General features: G+C 46.6%; 20 protein-coding genes. 10 read left to right on the top strand and 10 right to left on the bottom strand.

Annotated features, from left to right (window positions below; translation table 11 throughout):
• Positions 1-161: 161 nt before the first annotated feature.
• Positions 162-881 carry an SAM-dependent methyltransferase gene (locus tag D0A34_03550; protein ID UNU22154.1) on the bottom strand — a complete coding sequence of 240 codons (720 nt, stop codon included), beginning with the start codon at positions 879-881 and terminating at the stop codon, positions 162-164.
• A gap of 302 nt (positions 882-1,183) precedes the next feature.
• Between D0A34_03550 and D0A34_03545 the strand changes: the two genes are divergently transcribed.
• Positions 1,184-1,777 carry a hypothetical protein gene (locus D0A34_03545; protein ID UNU22153.1) on the top strand — a complete coding sequence of 198 codons (594 nt, stop codon included), beginning with the start codon at positions 1,184-1,186 and terminating at the stop codon, positions 1,775-1,777.
• A 505-nt stretch (positions 1,778-2,282) separates the two neighbouring features.
• Here the strand turns inward: D0A34_03545 and D0A34_03540 are convergent.
• Both D0A34_03540 and D0A34_03535 read right to left on the bottom strand, forming a co-directional pair.
• The gene (locus tag D0A34_03540) at positions 2,283-2,525 is read right to left on the bottom strand and encodes a cation transport regulator ChaB (protein ID UNU18060.1); all 243 of its coding nucleotides are present in this window, start codon (positions 2,523-2,525) and stop codon (positions 2,283-2,285) included.
• Positions 2,526-2,879: 354 nt separating this feature from the next.
• The gene (locus D0A34_03535) at positions 2,880-3,170 is read right to left on the bottom strand and encodes a hypothetical protein (GenBank protein ID UNU18059.1); all 291 of its coding nucleotides are present in this window, start codon (positions 3,168-3,170) and stop codon (positions 2,880-2,882) included.
• Positions 3,171-4,063: 893 nt separating this feature from the next.
• Between D0A34_03535 and D0A34_03530 the strand changes: the two genes are divergently transcribed.
• Both D0A34_03530 and D0A34_03525 read left to right on the top strand, forming a co-directional pair.
• The gene (locus D0A34_03530) at positions 4,064-4,993 is read left to right on the top strand and encodes a hypothetical protein (protein ID UNU22152.1); all 930 of its coding nucleotides are present in this window, start codon (positions 4,064-4,066) and stop codon (positions 4,991-4,993) included.
• Positions 4,994-5,061: 68 nt separating this feature from the next.
• Complete coding sequence (locus D0A34_03525; GenBank protein UNU18058.1) at positions 5,062-5,898, top strand: DUF4142 domain-containing protein; 837 nt, start codon at positions 5,062-5,064, stop codon at positions 5,896-5,898.
• A gap of 480 nt (positions 5,899-6,378) precedes the next feature.
• On the opposite strand, the gene D0A34_03520 is transcribed toward D0A34_03525, so the two are convergent.
• Positions 6,379-6,747 (bottom strand): hypothetical protein, encoded by a 369-nt coding sequence (locus D0A34_03520; GenBank protein ID UNU18057.1) that lies wholly within the window; start codon positions 6,745-6,747, stop codon positions 6,379-6,381.
• Positions 6,748-7,017: 270 nt separating this feature from the next.
• Between D0A34_03520 and D0A34_03515 the strand changes: the two genes are divergently transcribed.
• Entirely contained in the window at positions 7,018-7,932 is a 915-nt protein-coding gene (locus tag D0A34_03515) for a branched-chain amino acid transaminase (protein UNU18056.1), read from the top strand.
• A gap of 190 nt (positions 7,933-8,122) precedes the next feature.
• Here D0A34_03515 and fghA read toward each other — a convergent pair whose 3' ends face one another.
• Both fghA and D0A34_03505 read right to left on the bottom strand, forming a co-directional pair.
• Positions 8,123-8,974 carry an S-formylglutathione hydrolase gene (gene fghA / locus D0A34_03510; protein ID UNU22151.1) on the bottom strand — a complete coding sequence of 284 codons (852 nt, stop codon included), beginning with the start codon at positions 8,972-8,974 and terminating at the stop codon, positions 8,123-8,125.
• 193 nt (positions 8,975-9,167) lie between these two features.
• Complete coding sequence (locus tag D0A34_03505; GenBank protein ID UNU18055.1) at positions 9,168-10,277, bottom strand: S-(hydroxymethyl)glutathione dehydrogenase/class III alcohol dehydrogenase; 1,110 nt, start codon at positions 10,275-10,277, stop codon at positions 9,168-9,170.
• A gap of 79 nt (positions 10,278-10,356) precedes the next feature.
• Here D0A34_03505 and D0A34_03500 point away from each other — a divergent pair, with 79 nt between their 5' ends.
• The 3 genes from D0A34_03500 (at position 10,357) to sppA (ending at position 14,314) form a co-directional block, all read left to right on the top strand.
• Complete coding sequence (locus tag D0A34_03500) at positions 10,357-11,040, top strand: SDR family oxidoreductase (GenBank protein ID UNU18054.1); 684 nt, start codon at positions 10,357-10,359, stop codon at positions 11,038-11,040.
• A 145-nt stretch (positions 11,041-11,185) separates the two neighbouring features.
• Positions 11,186-12,247, top strand: a complete 1,062-nt coding sequence (locus tag D0A34_03495) for a type 2 isopentenyl-diphosphate Delta-isomerase (GenBank protein UNU18053.1) — start codon at positions 11,186-11,188, stop codon at positions 12,245-12,247.
• A 246-nt stretch (positions 12,248-12,493) separates the two neighbouring features.
• Positions 12,494-14,314, top strand: a complete 1,821-nt coding sequence (gene sppA, locus D0A34_03490) for a signal peptide peptidase SppA (GenBank protein UNU18052.1) — start codon at positions 12,494-12,496, stop codon at positions 14,312-14,314.
• Between the two features lie 230 nt (positions 14,315-14,544).
• Here the strand turns inward: sppA and D0A34_03485 are convergent, their stop codons facing one another.
• A complete protein-coding gene (locus D0A34_03485; GenBank protein UNU18051.1) occupies positions 14,545-14,817 on the bottom strand; it encodes a GlsB/YeaQ/YmgE family stress response membrane protein in 273 nt (90 codons plus the stop codon).
• Positions 14,818-15,116: 299 nt separating this feature from the next.
• On the opposite strand from D0A34_03485, the gene D0A34_03480 reads away from it, so the two are divergent.
• Positions 15,117-16,304: a tetratricopeptide repeat protein gene (locus D0A34_03480; protein ID UNU18050.1), complete on the top strand. Its 1,188-nt coding sequence runs from the start codon at positions 15,117-15,119 to the stop codon at positions 16,302-16,304.
• A 123-nt stretch (positions 16,305-16,427) separates the two neighbouring features.
• Here D0A34_03480 and D0A34_03475 read toward each other — a convergent pair whose 3' ends face one another.
• Positions 16,428-17,138, bottom strand: a complete 711-nt coding sequence (locus D0A34_03475; protein ID UNU18049.1) for a carbonic anhydrase — start codon at positions 17,136-17,138, stop codon at positions 16,428-16,430.
• Between the two features lie 234 nt (positions 17,139-17,372).
• On the opposite strand from D0A34_03475, the gene D0A34_03470 reads away from it, so the two are divergent.
• The gene (locus D0A34_03470) at positions 17,373-18,188 is read left to right on the top strand and encodes an MOSC domain-containing protein (GenBank protein ID UNU18048.1); all 816 of its coding nucleotides are present in this window, start codon (positions 17,373-17,375) and stop codon (positions 18,186-18,188) included.
• Between the two features lie 19 nt (positions 18,189-18,207).
• Here D0A34_03470 and ylqF read toward each other — a convergent pair whose 3' ends face one another.
• Both ylqF and D0A34_03460 read right to left on the bottom strand, forming a co-directional pair.
• Positions 18,208-19,062 (bottom strand): ribosome biogenesis GTPase YlqF, encoded by an 855-nt coding sequence (gene ylqF, locus D0A34_03465; protein ID UNU18047.1) that lies wholly within the window; start codon positions 19,060-19,062, stop codon positions 18,208-18,210.
• A 333-nt stretch (positions 19,063-19,395) separates the two neighbouring features.
• Positions 19,396-19,809, bottom strand: coding sequence for a universal stress protein (locus D0A34_03460; protein ID UNU22150.1), 414 nt, complete (start codon positions 19,807-19,809; stop codon positions 19,396-19,398).
• 183 nt (positions 19,810-19,992) lie between these two features.
• Between D0A34_03460 and pgk the strand changes: the two genes are divergently transcribed.
• On the top strand, positions 19,993-21,192 hold the full coding sequence (pgk, locus tag D0A34_03455; protein ID UNU18046.1) for a phosphoglycerate kinase: 1,200 nt from the start codon (positions 19,993-19,995) through the stop codon (positions 21,190-21,192).
• Positions 21,193-21,260: the final 68 nt, after the last annotated feature.

Genomic DNA, 21,260 nt, shown 5'->3' with positions numbered 1-21,260 from the left:
TAGGGTGCGTCAGAGATTGATGCACCCTAGATCTTGTACGTTCTCAATAAGCCTTTGAGCAACAGGCAAGATGCCTGTTCCACAAGAAATACCTTCTTTGTGGAACAGGCATCTTGCCTGTTGCTGACAATGGTGCAACATCTCAGAGGCACCGCTGTATTTTAAAATGCTGTCATTAACTTAATTAGCTCGATCGACAAATCTCTTTGCGCTTTTTGGTGCTTCTTAAACAAAACTCCGGCCAGCAGATAGATGTTTTCCGAATAAAAAGCCATTCCCTGTTCTCTGAGAGTGGCGATCGCGCTTTTCACTTTGGGTTCCGAACTATAATAGCCAAAATTTAAAGGTGCAATTTCAAAATTCGCAACCGAGTAGCCTCGATCCAAGGCATAATCGATCAAACCCACAGGATTAGAATAGCTAGAAACCATCAACAAAACTTCATCGCAGCCCAAAGATAAAAGTTTCTTAGCAATTGTACAACCATCACTCCCGCCGTGCAACAGCGGCTGGTAAATCTTATCATCCACCGCCGGCAAGTAAGGCGGATTTGAGATGACACAATCCGCCGACTCGTATAAAGGCGAATCAAAAAAAGAGCAATTGTTGACGGTGTATTTTTCGCTCAGTTCATATTCCTTAATTTGAGACTGAGCAATTTTCCAAGCTACATTATTTAGCTCAAATCCCTGTATGGTCCCGTCAAAATCACTTCTCAGCAAAGACTTAATAACTGGACTTCCCTCTCCTGAACCAAACTCTACGATAAGTTGAGAATTGTCACTAGCATTTAACACTAAACTTTCCAAGCAGTGCGCGTAAAAATCCGATTCTTCCGGGCAGTGGAATACCTGTTTCAGAGGATGGGATGAAGTGAGCATAAATTCGGTAACAAAGTTGACTATTTTAAAAGTACCCAAGAACTAATATCGCAGCCATCTGTCGCAAGAGCTATTTTATCCACTTGTGAAATCTATCTCTTCCTGTCTGACCTGCTAGGATCTAGTAACTATTACTGCCGGCCTATAATAATAGATTTAACTAGATTAATCCGATTGACAGATTGCAATTAGAGCGATAGCTGTTGAGATAGTACCTAAGCAACTAATTGTAAATTTTAATAGTGTCAGATAGGATCTTTTTTAATTATTCAGTTCCGCCTCTGCGCCGCAAACAGCTTAACATGGAGGTTCAGGAGTTAGAAGGGCTTTGGCAGGTTCAGTTTCCCCTTGGCAAAGATCGATTTTATTCAAAATTTTATACTTGTCTCGATCGAGCTTGCCTGCTGTGGAGCTTGCTGTTAATACCCATGTTCGGCACAGCACAATTTTTTCCTGTGAGTTGGATATTGCAAGCAGGTTTGTGGTCAGTGCTCAGCCTCGTAGGTACAGGAGCAATGGTAAGCATGACATACTCTTGGGTCAAAATAGAACGCTTGACTTGGGTGCTTTACGGTGGGGTAATACTAATGTTATTAGGATTGCTGCTGACCGACTTGGGCATTTTTTTAGGTTGGGAAAAAGTGTTGGCGAATCTCTGTCCCCTGTGGTTGGGAATGAGGGTAATTGGGTATTTTGGGACTGGATTCGCAGTGCGATCGCGCGCGCTTTTAGCGGCAAGTTTCTTTCACCTGTCGGGGATTTTAATTTTACCTTATACCGGCGGTTGGTCTTTCCTATTTACGGGAGCCGTAATGGTATTGAGCTTGCTCGTTTTAGCCGAATTGCAATGGGATATGCGACACCCGATTAACTACGCTGCATTAACTCCTGAATAGCCACATTTAAATCAGGGACAGCACGGAATCCGACAGCTATCAACCTAAATCATTACCCATCAGTCGATTTTAGATTTTAGATTTTAGATTTTAGATTTTATACTTCGGCGTGAGCGCTCAGTGGAAGGATTTTAGATTGGCTGCACAGATGAATCTGGGAGCGCGAACAAGAGTTTAAAATTTTGGGCTGCTGGCGACTCCTGCCATTTGCAAGTATTTGTTTTTGGGCTGGGTAATCATTACATGGCGAATGACTGATGATATTATGTCCGCTCGAACACCCTCTATCCAATTGGTTATTAGTGAGGATTTCAGTCCTTACTAATAACCTGATAACCGTTTCTTTAGCGGACATGATATGACTGATGACTAAGTAGGTAAGCGCCCAAAAAATAAACAGAGTATTTTGTACGAGCGGGTTTAGCTAAAAATCACTTTTATTGAAGCCAGTATATGACTGCTCTCGCCCGCTCTGCCCATGTACTGTTTATTTGTAACCACCTACTTAATTGCCGGCATTTTGTGTTGATTTGCGAGTTTGGTTAGTATCGTCGCCCTTGTGAACCCAAGTGCCGCTTTCGTCTTTAGTATATTCAGCCTTTACGCTGTTCCAAGCCACGCTAGTAGCACCATCTGCGCTCATTCCATCTTCGCTAGCGCTCTTAAAAGCAGCCTTAAAAATGTTCTGCGCTCCCTGGGGCAGTTCTTGCGCTTCTGAAGGTAAGGTGTCAAATTGTTGTTCTGGCATAATGGTGTCCTATTATCAAGCATCAGTCCTATCTTATATACTCGATGCCACTACCTTCCTCTCTCTAAAAGCAAGTTTAAGATTGCATTCTTATCAGTCCGAAGACAGATGTAATATTAAATTTATTGTGAAGAGATAATGAAAGTTGATTGCCGTTGCTGGTTCAGCCGGATTTGGCTAATTTCCCAGCTTAAACAGCCATTAATCTGATTTCGGCTTTTTCACCTGCGAACTTAGAAAATACGTCAGCGCAGCGATTACTACAGCGATCCCGGCTCCAAAGGGAAGGAGGTTCGTCCCGCCCTTCCACCGGCGGTACCTCGGCGAAAAACAATACGCTCAATACGAGGAGGTTCACGCTGGTGAATATTGTTTAGAGGTTTCGATGTTGTGAATTTCCGGCCAGATGGATACAATGCGATCGTCAATAAACAGCTCGTAAAATCCAAGTGCAGTAATGTAAAATACTGTGGCTAAGAGAAACAAATTTACAAGTTCGATAAAGGACAGAATCAGTTGTTTCAAGTTTTCGCGGGCAACCGGTACTGTAGCTGTGTGGCTGATGGTAATGATGGTTTCCAGGGCACCGTAGATCAAAAGCGTCACAGAGGATACAAAAGAACCGAATACAGCAGCGATTAGCATTAGATAGCGACTTCGGGCAAGAATTAGAGGCAGGATAGTTTATGTCGGCTTGGGAAATGTGTTAGGGAATAAGTGCTCTGTGGCATACCTTTGGCTTTACTATATCAGGGTGTGCCCGATCGCACTCACAAGCAATTCTGGCGAGTGCGCCGCCGCTGGTTAATTGAATGTCGCGCGGGCCAGACTCAGATAGCCCTCAGTTCGCCTTCCTGTTTAACGCAAGTCAAAGCCCAGTAAAAAGCCTTGCTGTTGCTGGGTTGTAGGCGCTCGGGGACTATGATGGTCGATCGCGCGTTTTGAGATAATTTAGTTTCCTGGGAAAGTTTGAGCGGTATTCTGCGAGTGCCCAAATTGCCAGCAGCAAGTTAAGGAAAAATAGCGATCAAAAAAATTTGAAACCAACTCATCTGGCGGAGCGCTAACCCAAAATTGACGGTGAGAAAATCAAGGATTTCTGCCTCAAAGCACCAGCAGCCGGGGAAGATTTATGGGAAGATCGGCGCGCTTGTCTCAGAAACCCGGTTGATTCGTATCTGTCTCGTTACTCAACCCAAAATTTTTCAGCTCAACCCGGTTTCTCTTCCCCGGGCGCAAGTTTTGATGTAGCTAGTAGGCCGCCCGATCAAATATCATCCACCACCTGAAATAAAACGCCATTTTGCCAAATATTCCTAAAGACGAATGGCGAACTTGAACGATACGTAATAGCTTATAAACTATTAAGGCTGCGGTGTAATTGATCAGGGGAGAATAATCGAGGGAACGGGACTAAATTGGCTCCCTTACCTTCATTATCCCGCAGCAAAGGTTAGAAAAGTTGCACGTTACGCTGTCAATTTGACCCTGCGGTTTTGGCATCACAAGCGATCGCAGGACTCTACGTAAAATCAAGAATTACCATGAAATCTTCTAAATTGTTGAAAGTTGTTTTAGCAAGCGCTTGTACTTTAGGTTTAGCAACGGTTTCCTTAGCAGTGCCTGCTTCAGCCCAGTCGGGAGCCGGCGGTGCTGGCGGCGGTGCTGGCGGTAGCGCCGGCACAGGCACAAGCGGTACAAGCGGTATAAGCGGTACGGGTACAACTGGCACGGGTACAACCGGTACGACAGGCACAAGCGGTACTGGCACGGGTACAACTGGCACGGGTACAACCGGTACGACAGGCACGGATACAACGGGTACAAGCGGTACCAGTGGCACGGGCACAACGGGTACAAGCGGTACAAGCGGTACGACTGGCACCGGTACAAGCGGTACAACGGGCACAACGGGTACAACCGGTACCAGTGGCACCGATACAACGGGTACAAGCGGTACCAGTGGCACCGATACAACGGGTACAAGCGGTACCAGTGGCACCGATACAACGGGTACAAGCGGTACCAGTGGCACCGGTACAACGGGTACAAGCGGTACAACGGGTACAAGCGGTACAACGGGTACAAGCGGTACAACGGGTACAAGCGGTACGACTGGCACGGGCACAAGCGGTACAACGGGTACAACGGGTACAACGGGTACAAGCGGTACAACGGGTACAAGCGGTACGAGTGGCACGGGTACAACGGGTACAACGGGTACAACGGGTACAAGCGGTACGACTGGCACGGGCACAAGCGGTACAAGCGGTACGACTGGCACGGGCACAACGGGTACAACGGGTACAACTGGTACAACTGGTACCACATCAACGCCGACTGATACTAATTCTGGAGTTTTGAGTGCTCGGCGCGATAGCCCCAACAATTTGGGGTGGCTGGGTGCCTTGGGCGCGTTTGGTTTGATCAACTTGTTTCGGAAAGGCAATACACCGTCCCATCGGTAGTTTCGGGCGATTCCCTACGGGATAGCTTCGCTTCACGTAATTTTGAAAACTTAGAGGCTTAGAAATTCATGACTTCACTCAATCGCAAAAGTTTGTTCAAAAAATTGGTAACAGTTGCCGGAATTGCCGGCGTTAGTTCCTTGATAGCTGTGCCGGGATTCGCAGAATTAAACCGCCACACTAACGGCTTCAACCAGTCGGGCGATCGCGTTCTCGAGCTTGCTGATAACCAAGCCGACGATAAGACTCTTCCTGCCTCTCCAAATACGCCCGCCAACAACACTCCCGGCCGTTCTCCCGACAGTCCAAATACCCCCAGCAACAACACTCCCGGCCGTTCTCCCGACAGTCCAAATACCCCCACCAACAACACTCCCGGCCGTTCTCCAAATACCCCCAGCAACAACACTCCCGGCCGTTCTCCCAACAGTCCAGCAGGTGGCGAAACTTCGCCTAATTCTCTCAGCAGCAAAGACAAAAACTTTGTCATGCAAGCAGGTCAAGTTGGTATGCTGGAAGTGGAGCTCGGCAGATTGGCAGTGCAGCGCGGTTCTAGTGCTGGTGTGAAACAATACGGCCAAGAAATGGTAGAGGAACACACTCGGGCCAATCAAGAGCTGATGCAGTTAGTAATGCAAAAGCAGGTTGAATTGCCAACCGAGATGAGTACCCAGAATAAAGCTTTGATGGCTCGACTTTCGGGACTCTCCGGTACAAGTTTTGACAGCGCTTACAAGCAGGCTATGATCGACAGCCACACTCAGGCTATTGCTCTGTTTCAGGCTCAATCTCAACAGGGACAAGATCCCGACTTGAAGGCGTGGGCCACCCAGAAGTTGCCGAACCTTCAGGCGCACTTGCAAATGGTTAACCAAATGTTGGCAGATACCAGCCAGCCCAAATAGGAGGTAGAGGAGGTAGAGTGCGATTGCCTAAAAGCCAATCGCACTCTACCTTTGCTGATCCGACAGGGAACAGCAATAGATTCTTTTAGACCCTATTCTTTTTGAGAACAATGGAAGATTTTCTCCGCAACTTGTTGGGCAGCAATATTACAGCGACGTGGCTGTTATTAATCGTAGGGTTTTGCTGGATTGCTTACATACCCGGTCGCCTGAGAAATTAAAAATTATCCATTAAAACTTCACAATTAACTAGGTAGGCGCAAATAAACCTTACCGTTGAAAAGACTAAGTTATAGCGTGCCTCAGAGCCTGAGATTTTCTACGATATTTCATGCCATATCTCTGACGCACCCTACAACTTACCCTAAATTAATCATTTTTTAACAGACAAGCAAGTACGATCGCCCGCTCGCGGAAACAAGCAAGTGCGATCGGGCGATCGTATTTCACCGCAGATTTATTCAAACAACACAAAATTAATTAGTCGTCAGTTTCCACAAAAACACTCACAGCCGCCACAGCGATTAGCATTTCATCATTTTTATCATTCAGAGAGGCGATCGCCCTTCCTGCCACAATCATGCCTCCTTGCTCCACAATCAGAGTTTTGCTGCCAAAAGGCAGCACCGCCAACACCTCCTGTTCCCGCACTTGTTCCGGGTAAGGAACCGCCACCTTAACCTCCACAATCATCTGATTGGGGTCAGTCAAACCCGCCACTTCCCAGACGCCTAGGAGAGCATTATGGGCGATCGCATTCCGTACAGCCCTTGCACAGGCTACAGTCGGTTCCTGCCCGTGCTGGTCTATACCCATCCCCATTTCAATGATGAAACATTTACGTGCCATAGTTGCCCCTTGGTTGATTTTTATTTGTAGTCGATCGCACTCTTTCCCCAAACAATTATCAACCTAATAGACGGCTTTTGATATTATTTTATCAATCGATTTAACAACAAAAGAATAATACCAGTCTAAAAACAATCCAACTGTAGGCAAGCTTCAAACCCTTATCAAATCAGCCATTCTCAATCTCAAATGTCAAATGGTATAACTTATGGTAATATAACCAAATTCAGCTTTCCTAGCGGACTGCAAAACTCATCGCCAGCTTGAATCATGGATAGTTTTCTACCAATTGCCTACTTTCAAAACCAATTTCTCCCCTTTACCGACGCCAAAATTTCCATAGCCACCCACGCACTGCACTACGGAACCGGAGTCTTAGGCGGGTTGCGGGGAATTCCCGACCCCCAAAATGCCGATCAAATATTGCTATTTAGATTAGACCGCCACTGTCAAAGATTAAGTCAAAGTGCCAGCTTCCTTCACTGCGATTTACCAGCCAGCAAAATCCAACAAATAATTATTGATTTTGTCCAGAAAAACCAACCAACAAAATCATTTTATATCCGCCCTTTTATCTACACATCCAGTTTAGGAATTGCCCCGCGACTGCACAACGTAGAAACCGACTTTTTTGTCTACGGATTAGAACTTTCAGACTATTTGCCCAAAGAAGGAGTCAACTGTAGAATTAGCTCTTGGTACCGCCAAGAAGACCGCAGTTTGCCCTTAAGAGGTAAAATTAGTGGCGCTTACATCACCTCAGCTTTAGCTAAAACAGAAGCAGTAGAATCCGGCTTCGACGAAGCGATCATGATGAATTCTCAAGGAAAAGTCAGCGAAGCTTCAGGAATGAACATATTTGTCGCCAGAAACGGTAAATTAGTTACTCCCGGTTTCGAGCAAGATATTCTCGAAGGAATTACTAGAGACAGCGTAATTACAATCGCTAGAGACTTAGGAATTGAAGTCACAGAAAGACCAGTTGATAAATCAGAATTGTTGATTGCAGACGAGATTTTCCTCTGCGGAACCGCCGCCAAAATTACGCCAATTAACCGAGTAGAAAACTATCAATTGCCCCAAAATAGACCCATCACCGAAAAGATTTTGGACAAACTAACCGCGATTATCGAAAATCGCGACAGCAAGTACAAAGACTGGGTATTTCCGATTAATCTTAATTAACCGAAAATACCTGTGATCCTAGAAGCGAGTTCACTCGTTACCAGGCAGAGCCTGGTAACGCAGATCAGGAGGCTCTGCCTCCACATTTGATGCCAGCCATGCGAGGCAGAGCCTCTGGATATCGGTTCCCAGGCAGAGCCTAAGAACCAGTTGTTGTGGAGCAGGCATCTTGCCTGCTTCCTGCTAGGAACTACCCGCACAAAACAGCCGCGTGATGCCGAATGTGCTCCTCCATAAAACTCGCAATAAAATAATAACTGTGATCGTAACCTTCCTGCATCCTTAAAGTTAGTGGCTGTCCCGCTTTTGCACAAGCCTCGGCGAACACTTCCGGCAACAACTGCCCGTCAGCCAGATACGAATCAGCCGTGCCGCAGTCAATCAGAATCGGGCGGTTGTATTGCGCCTCAAGCACCAATTCGCTAGCATCCCAAGCCCTCCAAATCTGTTGGTCGCTGCCGAGGTAGTTTGCAAAAGCTTTTTGTCCCCAAGGGCAGCGCATTGGCGCGGAAATAGGCGCAAAAGCGGAAACTGAAAGATAGCGAGATCCATTTTTCAAAGCGCAAATTAAAGCCCCGTGTCCGCCCATCGAATGACCGAAAATTCCCTGTTTTTCGGGTATCGCTGGAAAATTTTCGGCGATTAAATTGGGCAATTCATCAACCACATAACTATACATCCGATAGTGAAAATTCCAAGGTGTGGCTGTCGCATCAACATAAAAACCCGCACCACTTCCTAAATCCCAATCGTCATCTTCACCAGGAATTCCAGTATTGCGCGGGCTAGTGTCGGGCGCAACCAACATTAACCCGTATTTTGCCGCAAATTGTTGCGCCCCCGCTTTTGCCATAAAGTTTTCTTCCGTGGAGGTTAAACCTGATAGAAAATACAAAACTGGTACGGGTTGAGATAAAGCTTGCGGGGGCTGGTAAACAGCGAATTTCATCTCGCTGTTGCAAGCAGAGGATTGATGGCTATAAAAGCCGAGTTGGCCACCGAAACTTTTCTGTTCTTTGTGCAGTTTTAGGGATTCTGATATCATATTAATTCTATTTCATTTGTGAATGAGATTTTTTTATTAACCGCAAAGGGCGCAGAGGACGCAGAGGTAGAGAGAAAAGAGAAGCTATGTAGGGTGCAGCCATGTACCTTACGGCTAGAGATAGCGCGTAAAACCACTTTTTCCGTAAGTCCTGTCTTCCTTCTTCCCTCTTCCTTCTTCCTTCAAAAACTCAAAAGGTCAACACTGTGCGAATTACTTCGCCTTTGTGCATTAAATCAAAGGCTTCATTGATTTTGTCGATCGGCCTTACCTGAGTTACCAGACTATCAATATCAATTTTACCGTCCATGTACCAATCAACAATCTTAGGAACATCAGTTCTGCCTTTTGCGCCGCCAAAAGCCGTCCCTTTCCAAACCCTACCAGTTACTAGCTGAAACGGGCGGGTACTAATTTCTTGACCGGCTCCCGCTACCCCGACAATTACGCTCACGCCCCAACCTTTATGGCAGCATTCTAAAGCTTGGCGCATCACATTAATGTTGCCGATACATTCAAAACTGTAATCAGCTCCACCTTTGGTTAAATCTACCAAATAAGGGACTAAATCACCTTCCACTTCGCGGGGATTGACAAAGTGAGTCATGCCGAATTTCTCCGCCATCTCTCGCTTGTCGGGATTCAAGTCTACGCCGACAATCATGTTAGCCCCCACCATGCGAGCCGCTTGAATTACATTCAAACCCACGCCGCCCAAACCGAAAACTACCACATTAGAACCAGGCTCTACTTTCGCAGTATTTATGACAGCGCCGATGCCAGTTGTTACGCCGCAGCCGATCAAACAAACTTTATCAAAAGGAGCATCTTCGCGAATTTTTGCTACTGCAATTTCCGGCAATACTGTATAATTAGCGAACGTAGAAGTTCCCATGTAATGGTAAAGTTTCTGCCCGTCTATGGAAAACCTGCTCGTGCCGTCGGGCATCACTCCCTGACCTTGAGTTACACGAATTGCTTGACAGAGATTTGTTTTGCGGCTCAAACAATATTCGCAGTTGCGGCATTCAGGAATGTAGAGAGGAATTACCCGATCGCCCACTTTGACGCTCGTGACTCCCGCCCCAACTTCTGCGACAATCCCGGCTCCCTCGTGGCCTAAGATAGCAGGAAACAAGCCTTCAGGATCGGCACCGGAAAGAGTGTAAGCGTCAGTGTGACAAACACCCGTGGCTTTAATTTCCACCAACACCTCTCCAGCCCTGGGCCCATCTAGATCAACCGTTTCAATGCTCAAAGGTTTGCCGGCACTGCGAGCAACGGCTGCTTTAACTTTCATGCTTTTCCCCTGCGATCGATTTGTCAATTCACCAGTCAATATGTATTCTATTACTTAATGTCAAACTTGGAGCAACTCTATGACAAAATTAATTGTAATTACCGGAGCTAGTCGCGGTCTCGGTCTTGCCATGACCGAAAAGTTTATTGAATTGGGACATACAGTTGTGGGATGCGCCCGTTCTTCAGAATCGGTGGAAAAACTCAACCAAAAACATAGTGCGCCCCATCATTTTACTTGTTTGGATGTCACGAACGACGAGCAAGTAAAAGCTTGGGCAACAGAAATTCTGGCAAAAAATGAGCCACCAGATTTGCTAATTAATAATGCAGGTGTAGTTAATCATCTCGCCCCTCTTTGGAATGTCAGTAACGAAGAATTTTCCCAGGTAATTGATGTTAATATTAAAGGTACGGCTAATGTAATTCGTCACTTTGTCCCGGCAATGATAGCTCGAAAAAGTGGCATAATTGTCAACTTTAGTTCGGGTTGGGGAAGGTCAACTTCGCCGGAAGTCGCGCCCTATTGCGCTTCCAAGTGGGCAATAGAAGGACTTACGCGATCGCTCGCTCAAGAATTGCCCGCAGGTATGGCAGCAGTTCCTTTGAATCCGGGGATAATTCACACGGATATGCTCGAAATTTGTTTCGCAGAAGATGCGGCAAGTTACACATCAGTCAAAGCATGGGTGCAAAAAGCAGTTCCTTTTTTACTAAAATTAAAACCTTCAGATAACGGAATGCCCCTTACTGTTCCTGAATAATACAGCAACCCTTACAGGATTTGCGAACATCTCTCTTTCATTCTTCTCTGCGCCCTCTGCGCTCTCTGCAGTTCATAAAAAAAAATCAAAAATGAAATAAAATTGCTATATTCCCAACTCAAAACTCTTTCCCCAAATAGCCACTGTGAACTCGCCTGTCAACTTACCGTTAACCCCGCCCTCGCAAACCGAAACCCGCAAAGCAGACCACCTGCGGATTTGCCTCGAAGAAGACGTACAATTTCGGGAAACTACCAGCGGCCTCGAACGCTACCGTTTTGAACACTGCTGTTTGCCAGAACTCGATCGCACTGAAATTGATTTAACCTCCACATTTCTCGGCAAAAAACTAGCCGTTCCCCTGCTAATTTCCTCGATGACTGGCGGCACACAATTAGCCCAGACAATCAATTATCGCCTCGCCGATGTCGCTCAAGAATACAAACTAGCAATGGGAGTCGGTTCCCAACGAATCGTTGTAGAAAATCCTCAACTAGCGGCTACATTTGCCGTCCGTCGCCGCGCTCCCGATATTCTATTGTTCGCCAATATCGGAGCGGTTCAATTAAACTACAATTACGGTTTGGAAGAGTGCCAAAAAATAGTTGATATTTTAGAAGCAGACGCACTAATTTTGCACCTCAATCCGCTGCAAGAGTGCGTCCAAACCGAAGGTGATACTAACTTTAAAGGACTGCTAGATAAAATTGCCAAATTGTGCGCTAAATTACCAGTACCAGTTATTGCTAAAGAAGTCGGCAACGGTATTTCAGGAAAGATGGCAAAGAAATTGCTCGCCGCTGGGGTAGGTGCGATCGACATTGCCGGGGCCGGAGGCACTTCTTGGGCGAAAATAGAAGGAGAGCGAGCTAAAGATGGCAAGCAGCGCAGGTTGGGCGCAACCTTTGCCGACTGGGGAATACCGACAGCCGAGTGCATTGTCAGCACCCGCGCCGTAGCGCCGGATGTTCCTCTGATTGCCTCTGGAGGCTTGCAGAATGGATTGGATGTAGCGAAGGCTCTCGCTCTTGGCGCGGATATTGCGGGACTGGCGCGGCCGTTTCTGCAAGCTGCAGCGGAATCGGAATCAGCCGCAGCCCTCCTAGCTGAGGCTTTAATTGCAGAAATCGCCACCGTGATGTTCTGTACGGGCTGCGCTAGCTTGGAGGAGCTAAAACATTCTGGGGTTTTGGAAAGGTTAAGATAAAAGTGAGTCAGCAGTCAAAAGTCATTAGTTAGCAGTCAAAAGTCATTAGCTAATAACTAACGACAGCGGATAATTGCTAAATCCTAGTTGCAGGAATTACCAATAAAATCGTTTTCGCGCTTCATCGGAATAATATTTTTCCGAGTGCAGTGCGAGCATCCCGCTCACACGCTCGGTATCATTCCGCTTTAACCGGATTTGCTCTCACTAATGACTAATAACTAATCACTAATTACCAATTATCTAATGAAAGATTTCCTAAAATATACCTGTGCAAGTTTACTGGGAACCTTCCTAGGACTGCTGCTGCTGGGCAGCATCGGATTGGGAGGACTGGTAGTGCTAATTGCTATGGCGGCATCCTCGTCCAAAGATTCGGGCCCGCAAGTTAAAGATAAGTCGGTATTGGTATTAGACCTTTCTTTAAATATCACCGACAGCAAACCGAGCCGTAGCACTGGCGCGGCGATTGAAGAAGTGCTTTCGGAAGATTCCGGCGATACAGTGACGCTGCGGACTGTTTTAGACACGATCGAATATGCTAAAAAAGACCCGAAAATAGTTGGCCTTTATCTCCAAGGTAGCTCGGATGCGAGCAGCAGCGGGTTTGCCAATCTCAAAGAAGTTCGATCGGCCTTGCAGCGTTTCCGCGATGCCAAAAAACCCATTTTTGCTTACCAGATGGACTGGAATGAGCGAGATTATTACCTCGGTTCCGTTGCTAATACAATAGCAGTCAATCCTTACGGTGCTTTGGAACTCAACGGTTTTAGCAGTCAGGCAATGTTTTTCACCGGCGCTTTGGAGAAATACGGCGTGGGAGTGCAAGTGACTCGCGTCGGCAAATACAAGTCAGCCGTTGAGCCGTTTTTGCTCACAAAAATGAGCCTCGAAAATCGCCAGCAAACTCAAAAGTTGCTCGGAGATATATGGGGAGAATACTTGAAAACTGTCGCCCCGAGCCGTAAAGTGACCGTTCCGCAATTACAAGCGCTTGCAGATAAGGGCGGAACTTTGATGGCTGACGAAGCTCTAAAAAGCAAGTTAGTTGATAAAGTTGTATACTTTGACGAAATATCGACGGAACTTAAAAAACTCACAGGAACCGATGACGAAAACAAATCTTTCAAACAAATTAGTTTGAAAAATTACGCCAGAGTTGCTGAGGATAAAAACTTAACTCGCGGTAACAAGAAAAACCAAATTGCTATACTTTACGCCGAGGGAGAGATTGTAGACGGCGAAGGGGGCCCGACTCAAGTAGGAGGCGATCGCATCGCTAAAGAAATGCGGAAAATCCGAGAAGATGACGACGTAAAAGCAGTGGTTTTGCGCGTCAACAGTCCCGGAGGCAGTGCGACGGCGGCCGAAGTCATTGGACGCGAAGTTATGCTGACGGGCAAAAAGAAACCCGTTATCGTTTCGATGGGCAATTTAGCAGCTTCCGGCGGCTATTGGATTTCGATGGGTTCCAGCCGCATTTTTGCCGAACCCAATACGATTACTGGTTCGATCGGCGTTTTTGGAATGCTGTTTAACGCCGAAAAGTTGGCTGCTAACAACGGCCTGACTTGGGACGTTGTGAAAACCGCCCGCTTTGCGGATACTAACACGGTTTCCCGTCCGAAAAATCCTCAAGAATTGGCGAATATTCAGAGGATAGTCGATCGCATTTACGATCGATTTATTACTAAAGTCGCCACCTCCCGCAAACTGCCGAAAAACAAGGTACAAGAAATTGCTCAAGGCAGGGTGTGGTCTGGTACGGCTGCGAAACAGTTGGGTTTAGTCGATGAAATTGGCGGTCTTGAAGATGCTGTCAGAGAGGCGGCGAAGCAAGCTAAACTCGGCGACGATTGGAAGTTAGAAGAATATCCCAAACGCCGCAGTTTGGAGGAGCGAATTTTGGAAAGAATTTCAGGCGTTCACGTTTTGAAACCAGCCGCCAAACTCGACCCGCTAACGGCCGAATTTAAGAAAATGCAAGATGAATTGGCTGTGATCAAGTCGATGAACGACCCGCAGGGGATTTACGTTCGCTTGCCTTTCAATTTGCGGATTGATTAATTAATACCAAATCCGGGATTTTTACCCCTTTATTCTTCAGTCCCACTTTGCTGGGAGGAAGTTTGACTCTATGCAGCGGTTTCAAATGCCGAGTCTGATGGCGGTTTTTAACGCGGATTTGGTAAAAGTAAGCTGACGCAGCCTACCAACAAATGATAAACCCGGTTTCTTGAAGAAACCGGGTCTCTGAATACCCTAAAAGTCGATCACCTGGGAATTGGCAATATTTGTTATGCAGCACGCTGAGTTAACAATCCCCAGATGAATAGTAGAACGATCGCACCTATGACTGCAAAAGCTATGCTGGGTACACTCAATGCTCCGAAAGAAGCTCCCCCGCTAGTCCCAAAGAACATTTGACCTAGATAACCTCCCACTAGGGCGCCCAAAATTCCTAAACCTGTTGTTGCCAGAAAACCGCCGCCTTGAGTTCCCGGATAAATGGCTTTGGCGATCGCACCGGCAATCAGTCCTAAAACGATCCAAGCAATAATACCGCCCATGTCTTTTTCTCCTGAATACTTAAACTTTTCTCGTGCCTTGTCTTATGTTCTTAGAATAACAACCGCTATCGAGCCTTTACCTCTACCGTAGGGAGGAACCGAAAGTGGTAGGATTTCTAATCAATTGTCCGAGTTTGAGGCTTTTTAATATCTCAAAAGAGTTAACCCACTTTTTCTAGGGAAGAAAGGTACTTATGCTCAAACCAAAAGGAAATAGGAGAATCTATTCTGGGACTTTTTGTGTTTTGGTGGTTAAAAAAATTACAATATTTCTGTGAAACGAGGAAAGTTTGCGCCCGATGAATCTGACTCTGTGCATGATTGTGAAGAATGAAGAGGCAACACTGTCGCGGACTTTGGACAGCGTTAAAGGTGTTGTGGACGAAATAGTGGTGGTGGATACGGGATCGGGCGATCGCACCCGTGAAATTGCCCGAGAATTCGGGGCGAGGGTTTATGACTTTGAATGGTGCGACGACTTTGCAGTGGCGCGCAATGAGTGTCTGAAGCACGCCCAGGGCAACTGGATTTTGGTATTAGATGCGGATGAGGTTTTGGTACCGGAGATTGTACCTCAAATTAAGCAGGCAATTGCGAGCGATCGGCTGCTGCTAATCAATCTCATCCGCCAAGAAATCGGTGCCTCTCAATCTCCCTATTCCCTAGTGTCGCGCTTGTTTCGCAATCGCCTCGATATCCGCTTTTCTCGCCCTTACCACGCCATGGTAGACGACAGCGTGGCTGAGATTTTGCAGAGGGAACCAAAATGGAGAATAGCTTCTCTCCCGGATGTGGCGATGTGGCACTCTGGTTATCAAAAAGATGCGATCGCCGCAAAAAGTAAATTCCAAAAAGCTCAAGCAGCAATGGAACGCTATATCGCTTATTATCCAAACGATGCTTATGCTTGTAGCAAATTAGGCGCTTTGTATGTAGAAACCGGGCAAATTGCGCGCGGAATTAATTTATTAACCAGCGGCTTGACTGCCGCGGCCATTGATGATTCTATTGTTTACGAACTCAACTATCATTTGGGAATTGCTTATCGCCAGCAGCAGCAGTTTGCCAAAGCAAAAGAACACTATCAAGCCGCAATTAATACAAATGTGTTCCCGCCCCTCAAGTTGGGTGCTTACAATAATTTGGGCAATTTGCTCAAAGAGGAAGGAGATTTGAAATCTGCTGAAAAAGCTTACAAAGCAGCTTTAAAAATTGACCCCAATTTTGCAGCAGGTCACTACAATTTAGGGCTGACGCTGAAGGCAGCCGGAAATTTAGCACATGCGATCGCGTATTACCGACAAGCGATAAAACTCGATCCCGAACACGCCGAAGCTCATCAAAACTTGGCAGTAGCCTTGCTGAAAATTGGCAAAATGCCAGAGAGTTTAGCAGAATTCAAAAGAGCGATCGCCCTTCACGAACAGCGCCGCCCTTTTGAAGCAGAACGCCTACGCCGGGGACTACAAGAAATGGGTTTAATGTAACTGCAATTATGGCTTTTATGGGCGGGCAGGATGCCCACCCCACAATCAAATTCTCGGATTGTGGAACAGTCATCTTGCCTGTTTATTAAAAATATTCCAAGATCTGAGATGCAAGCAGCAAAATCAAGCAATTATCTCTACTTTGCCGCTATCCAAATCGTAGCGCCCCCCAACAACTTTAAGTTTGCCCGCTTTGACTGCTTCAGCTAAAATAGGCGACGATGATTGTAAGTTATTTACATTCATTTTCACATTAGCTCTGACTGCGTTATCCCACGCATCGCCTGTTTGACCATTGGTCGAATCAACTGCCGGTTTAATCGCCGCCACCAAAGTGCTAATGTGACCCGGCACAGCTTTGCCATCTAAAGCTGCTTTGACAGCACCGCAGCGTTCGTGACCCAGAATTACTAATAGTGGCACGCCTAATTCTAAGGCGGCATATTCTATATTTCCGAGAACCACATCGTCGAGAAAATTGCCAGCTACTCGGATATCAAATAAATCCCCCAATCCTTGGTCGAAAATAATTTCGGGAGCAACCCTCGAATCAGAACAAGCGAGGATGGTTGCAAACGGATGTTGACCCTGTGCTACTTCTACAATTCGCGATCGAGCTTGGTCGGGAAATGTCCGTTTTTGCTCAATGTAGCGTTGATTCCCCTCCATCAATTTCTGAAGAGCACTGTTAGGAGTAAGCTCAGAGATTGCCTCTGCCTTTGCTGCTTCGGCTTGTAAAAACGCAGGTGCCAAGCTTGCCGCCAGCATCCCTGCACCAGCCTTCAACATTAAATTGCGTCGCGAAATCATGCCTTTTTTTCCGCTTTCATTCATTGCTTATAACTCGATTCAATTTTTTATATTTTATACCATAATATCTACCACAAGCTCAGTCAGACTTCTTTGATTTTTCTATACAAGGTGTTCCGGCAAAATGTAAACTTCAAAAAAGTAACCCATTTTTATTTCATTCATATTTTATTTAGTAAAGTCAACTACGGTCATCCTTCTGCAGACAGGGGATGCTAGAATGTATCTAAAACGACAATTATTTATCAATGGCTCGAAATGTCCTACGTCGCCAGCATTCATATCTATCCGGTCAAGTCCCTTGACGGCATAGCAGTCAGTCAAGCAACTATTCTAGCCAGCGGAGCTCTAGAAGGCGATCGCTCTTTTGCAATCTGCGATGCAGCAGGAGAATTTGTTAACACTAAGCGCAACAGCGGAGTCTGTTTTCTACGCTTATCCTTTGACATCAAAAAGAGAATTGCCGGCCTGAAAATACAAGACACCGAACAAGAATTTTTTTTTCATGTAGATAGAGAACGCCCGGGAATAGAATCTTGGTTGAGCAACTACTTCGGTTTCCCCGTCCAGTTAATTGAAAACTTGCTGACAGGTTTTCCCGACAATACCGCTGCACCAGGGCCAAGCATTATCAGTACCGAAACAATTGCCGAAGTTGCATCTTGGTTTCCGAGAGTTTGCGTTAACGAGATGCGCCATCGCTTGCGAGCTAATATTGAAATAGGAGATGTCCCGGCTTTTTGGGAAGACCAACTTTTCTCACAAGCCGATGAAATTGTTAGGTTTAAAATAGGGACAGTAATATTTGAAGCTATTAACCCGGGTCAGCCATATATCCTATCTACGCGAAATTATGGGGCGAAAGCAGGCGATCCCAATTTTAAAAATATACTAATAGCCAAGCAGAAGGAAATCATGCCTGACTTGGTAAAAAAAGGGCATTTAAATCACTTTAGTCGGCTGATAGTTAACACACGAGTCGCACCTCACCCAGCAGAAAAAATATTACACATAGGAGACGAAGTTCACATTCTCAGCGTCAGCAACTCTCTATTGAATACCATTTCTGATTAGTTGTAGGGTACGAATCTGATCAAGCAGGCGGCAACTCCAGAGTAAGTTGACCCAAAACACCAGTTCTAAAATCGTTTAACATCTGCCGCGCCGTTCGTTCGACATCTCCTTTATACCTGTCTTTTGCTACCTCGTGCAAATAATCTTCACCATTACTACAAGCTGGATCTAATTTATACCTAGATTTGAAACCAGATATTGATATCAAAGTCTCATCAGCCGCTTCCAGCCCTCGGAGCAAATCTACCATCGCTGCTGCTACTACCTGATTGTCGTAAGCTGCTTCACCAATATCTTCGCAAATAGCTAATTTTAGGGCATTTTCTTGATTGTTAATTCGGGTTGGGATGACTCCGGGGGCGTCTAATAATTCAATTTCGTCAGAAATGCGAATCCATCGGAGCGATTTAGTTACTCCAGCTCTGCGGGCACTATCTACCACTCTCCGCCCTAACAGCCGATTAATTAAAGCAGATTTTCCCACATTGGGAAATCCCATTACCACTGCGCGGACTGGACGGGGCAGCATACCTCGATCGAACCTTCTTTGATTTAGCTGCACCCCAGCATTCTGCACCGCATCCGCCACAGCGTCTACTCCGTGACCGTGCTCGGCATTGGTAAAATACGCAGTTTCCCCCTGGGCCTCAAACCATGTTTCCCACGCCTCGCGCGATCGAGGCGTAATCATATCCATGCGGTTGATGACCAAGACTCGCGCCTTGCCGCCCACCCAGCTCGGCATTTGGGGGTGAAAAGTAGCCAAGGGAATGCGGGCATCTCGGACTTCGAGCACCACATCTACTCGCTTTAGCTGTTCTTTTAATGCCCGTTCCGCTTTGGCAATGTGACCGGGATACCAGTGAATTTTCATAATATGAAGGAAGAAGGAAGAAGGAAGAAGGAAGAAGGATGAGTGTAAGGAAAGAGAGAATCACAAAGGAAGGAACTAGGGAGGCAATCAGGAAGTAAGGAATCAAGAAGTAAGGAGGGAAGAGGGAAGAGGCAAGAGGGAAGAGGGAAAAGAAAAAATGAAAAAGGGAAAATGAAAAAGTAAGCTGTTAGGTATCTAACTTACACTGCTGAAATTAAGTAAAAAGAAAGAGTTTTCTTTCTGGCTTCTTCCTTATTCCGTCTTCCTTCTTCCCTCTTCCGTCTTCCTTCTTCCTTCTTCCCTCTTCCGTCTTCCTTCTTCCTTCTTCCTTCCTTAAGGCACAATCAAAACTGCACAAGGAGAGAGATTGATCACCCGATTGGTAACGCTGTCAGACGCCCCCTCATCGGTTAAACCCATCCCCCGACAGCCCATCACAATCAAATCGGCCCCAATTTCGTCAGCCACATCGCAAATCGTGAAAGCAGGTTTGCCTTCCCGTTCGATGATTTCAGCTTCAATTCCCTGCTGGGAAAACATCGATTGGGCCTCAGAAAGAAGTTTGGCGACTGCTTCGGGGGAAGTCATCACCTCTCGCGCGGGGGCGTCGGCCTCCTCGGCTGGGGGCTCGACTACCGAGAGAATAACTAAGCGAGAGGCGTAGGTTTTCACGATATTGACCACCTTTTCGGCAGCTTCGCGGGCTTCTCGGCTTTGATCTACAGGAAATAAGACAGTCTTGAACATACTGCGCATCTCCGGGACGCGGACTCCGATAAAATGTTTACGTTGAGCCAATCAGTGCCGTTTGTTTCATCTTCCGTTTTTTGTACGGACGCGGTTGAATGCGTCCGAGGCCCAAGTGCAAGTGACCAGTGCCGTCATTTCAACGGAATTCGACCAAAACACACATATTAGGAGGTTAATCCTGTGACAAAAAAAACTGTAGCAAATTTATCGGCATCGGACTTATCGGGCAAACGGGTACTGGTGCGGGCGGACTTTAACGTGCCGCTCGACAACGGCAATATCACCGATGATACTCGCATCCGGGCGGCTCTGCCGACAATTCAAGATTTAGCGTCCAAGGGCGCTAAGGTGATTTTGTGCAGCCACTTCGGCCGTCCCAAGGGCGTGACGGAGAAGTTGCGCTTGACGCCGGTTGCGAAACGCCTGTCGGAATTGTTGGGCAAAGAGGTTAAAAAGACTGACGACTGCATCGGTGATGAAGTCGCTGCTACAGTCGCCGGGATGCAAGATGGCGATGTGCTGTTGCTAGAAAATGTCCGCTTCTACCCAGAGGAGGAGGCAAACGACCCAGAATTTGCTAAGAAGTTAGCTTCTGTGGCAGATTTGTATGTCAATGATGCTTTTGGTACGGCTCACCGGGCTCACGCTTCTACTGAGGGCGTTACTAAGTATCTGAGTCCTTCGGTTGCTGGGTTTTTGATGGAGAAGGAACTGCAATATCTCGGCAGTGCGATCGACAATCCTCAGCGTCCTTTAGCTGCTATTATCGGCGGTTCTAAGGTTTCCAGTAAGATTGGAGTCATTGAAAAACTGCTCGAAAAGTGCGACAAACTGCTGTTGGGCGGTGGCATGGTTTTCACGTTCTACAAAGCTCGCGGTTTGAGCGTTGGCAAGTCTTTGGTGGAAGATGACAAGCTGGAACTGGCGAAGTCTTTGGAAGCTAAAGCGAAGGAACGGGGAGTTACTTTTCTGTTGCCTACTGATGTGGTAGTTGCTGACAAGTTTGCTGCTGACGCCAACACTCAAACTGTCTCCGTTGAGAACATTCCCGAGGGTTGGATGGGTTTGGATATTGGCCCGGATTCAGTGAAAACTTTCCAAGATGCTTTAGCCGATTGCAAAACGGTAATCTGGAACGGGCCGATGGGCGTGTTTGAGATGGAGAAATTTGCTGCTGGAACGGAAGGAATTGCCCATTCTTTGGCGGGAATTACTAAAACTGGTACTACCACAATTATCGGTGGCGGTGACTCGGTGGCGGCTGTGGAACAGTTGAATTTGGGCGAACAAATGAGCCACATTTCTACTGGTGGTGGCGCTAGTTTGGAACTTCTTGAAGGTAAGGACTTGCCTGGTGTTGCTGCTTTAGATGAAGCTTAATTAAGTTAAGTAGGGCGGGCTTTGCCCGCCTTGCTGGAAGCAGGTCTAAATCCTTGGCTGCGAATCAT

Source organism: Microcoleus vaginatus PCC 9802 (genome assembly GCA_022701275.1).
Classification (GTDB): domain Bacteria; phylum Cyanobacteriota; class Cyanobacteriia; order Cyanobacteriales; family Microcoleaceae; genus Microcoleus; species Microcoleus vaginatus_A.
The sequence above is the reverse complement of the archived record's forward strand: the minus strand, read 5'-3'. Positions and strand labels throughout refer to the sequence as shown.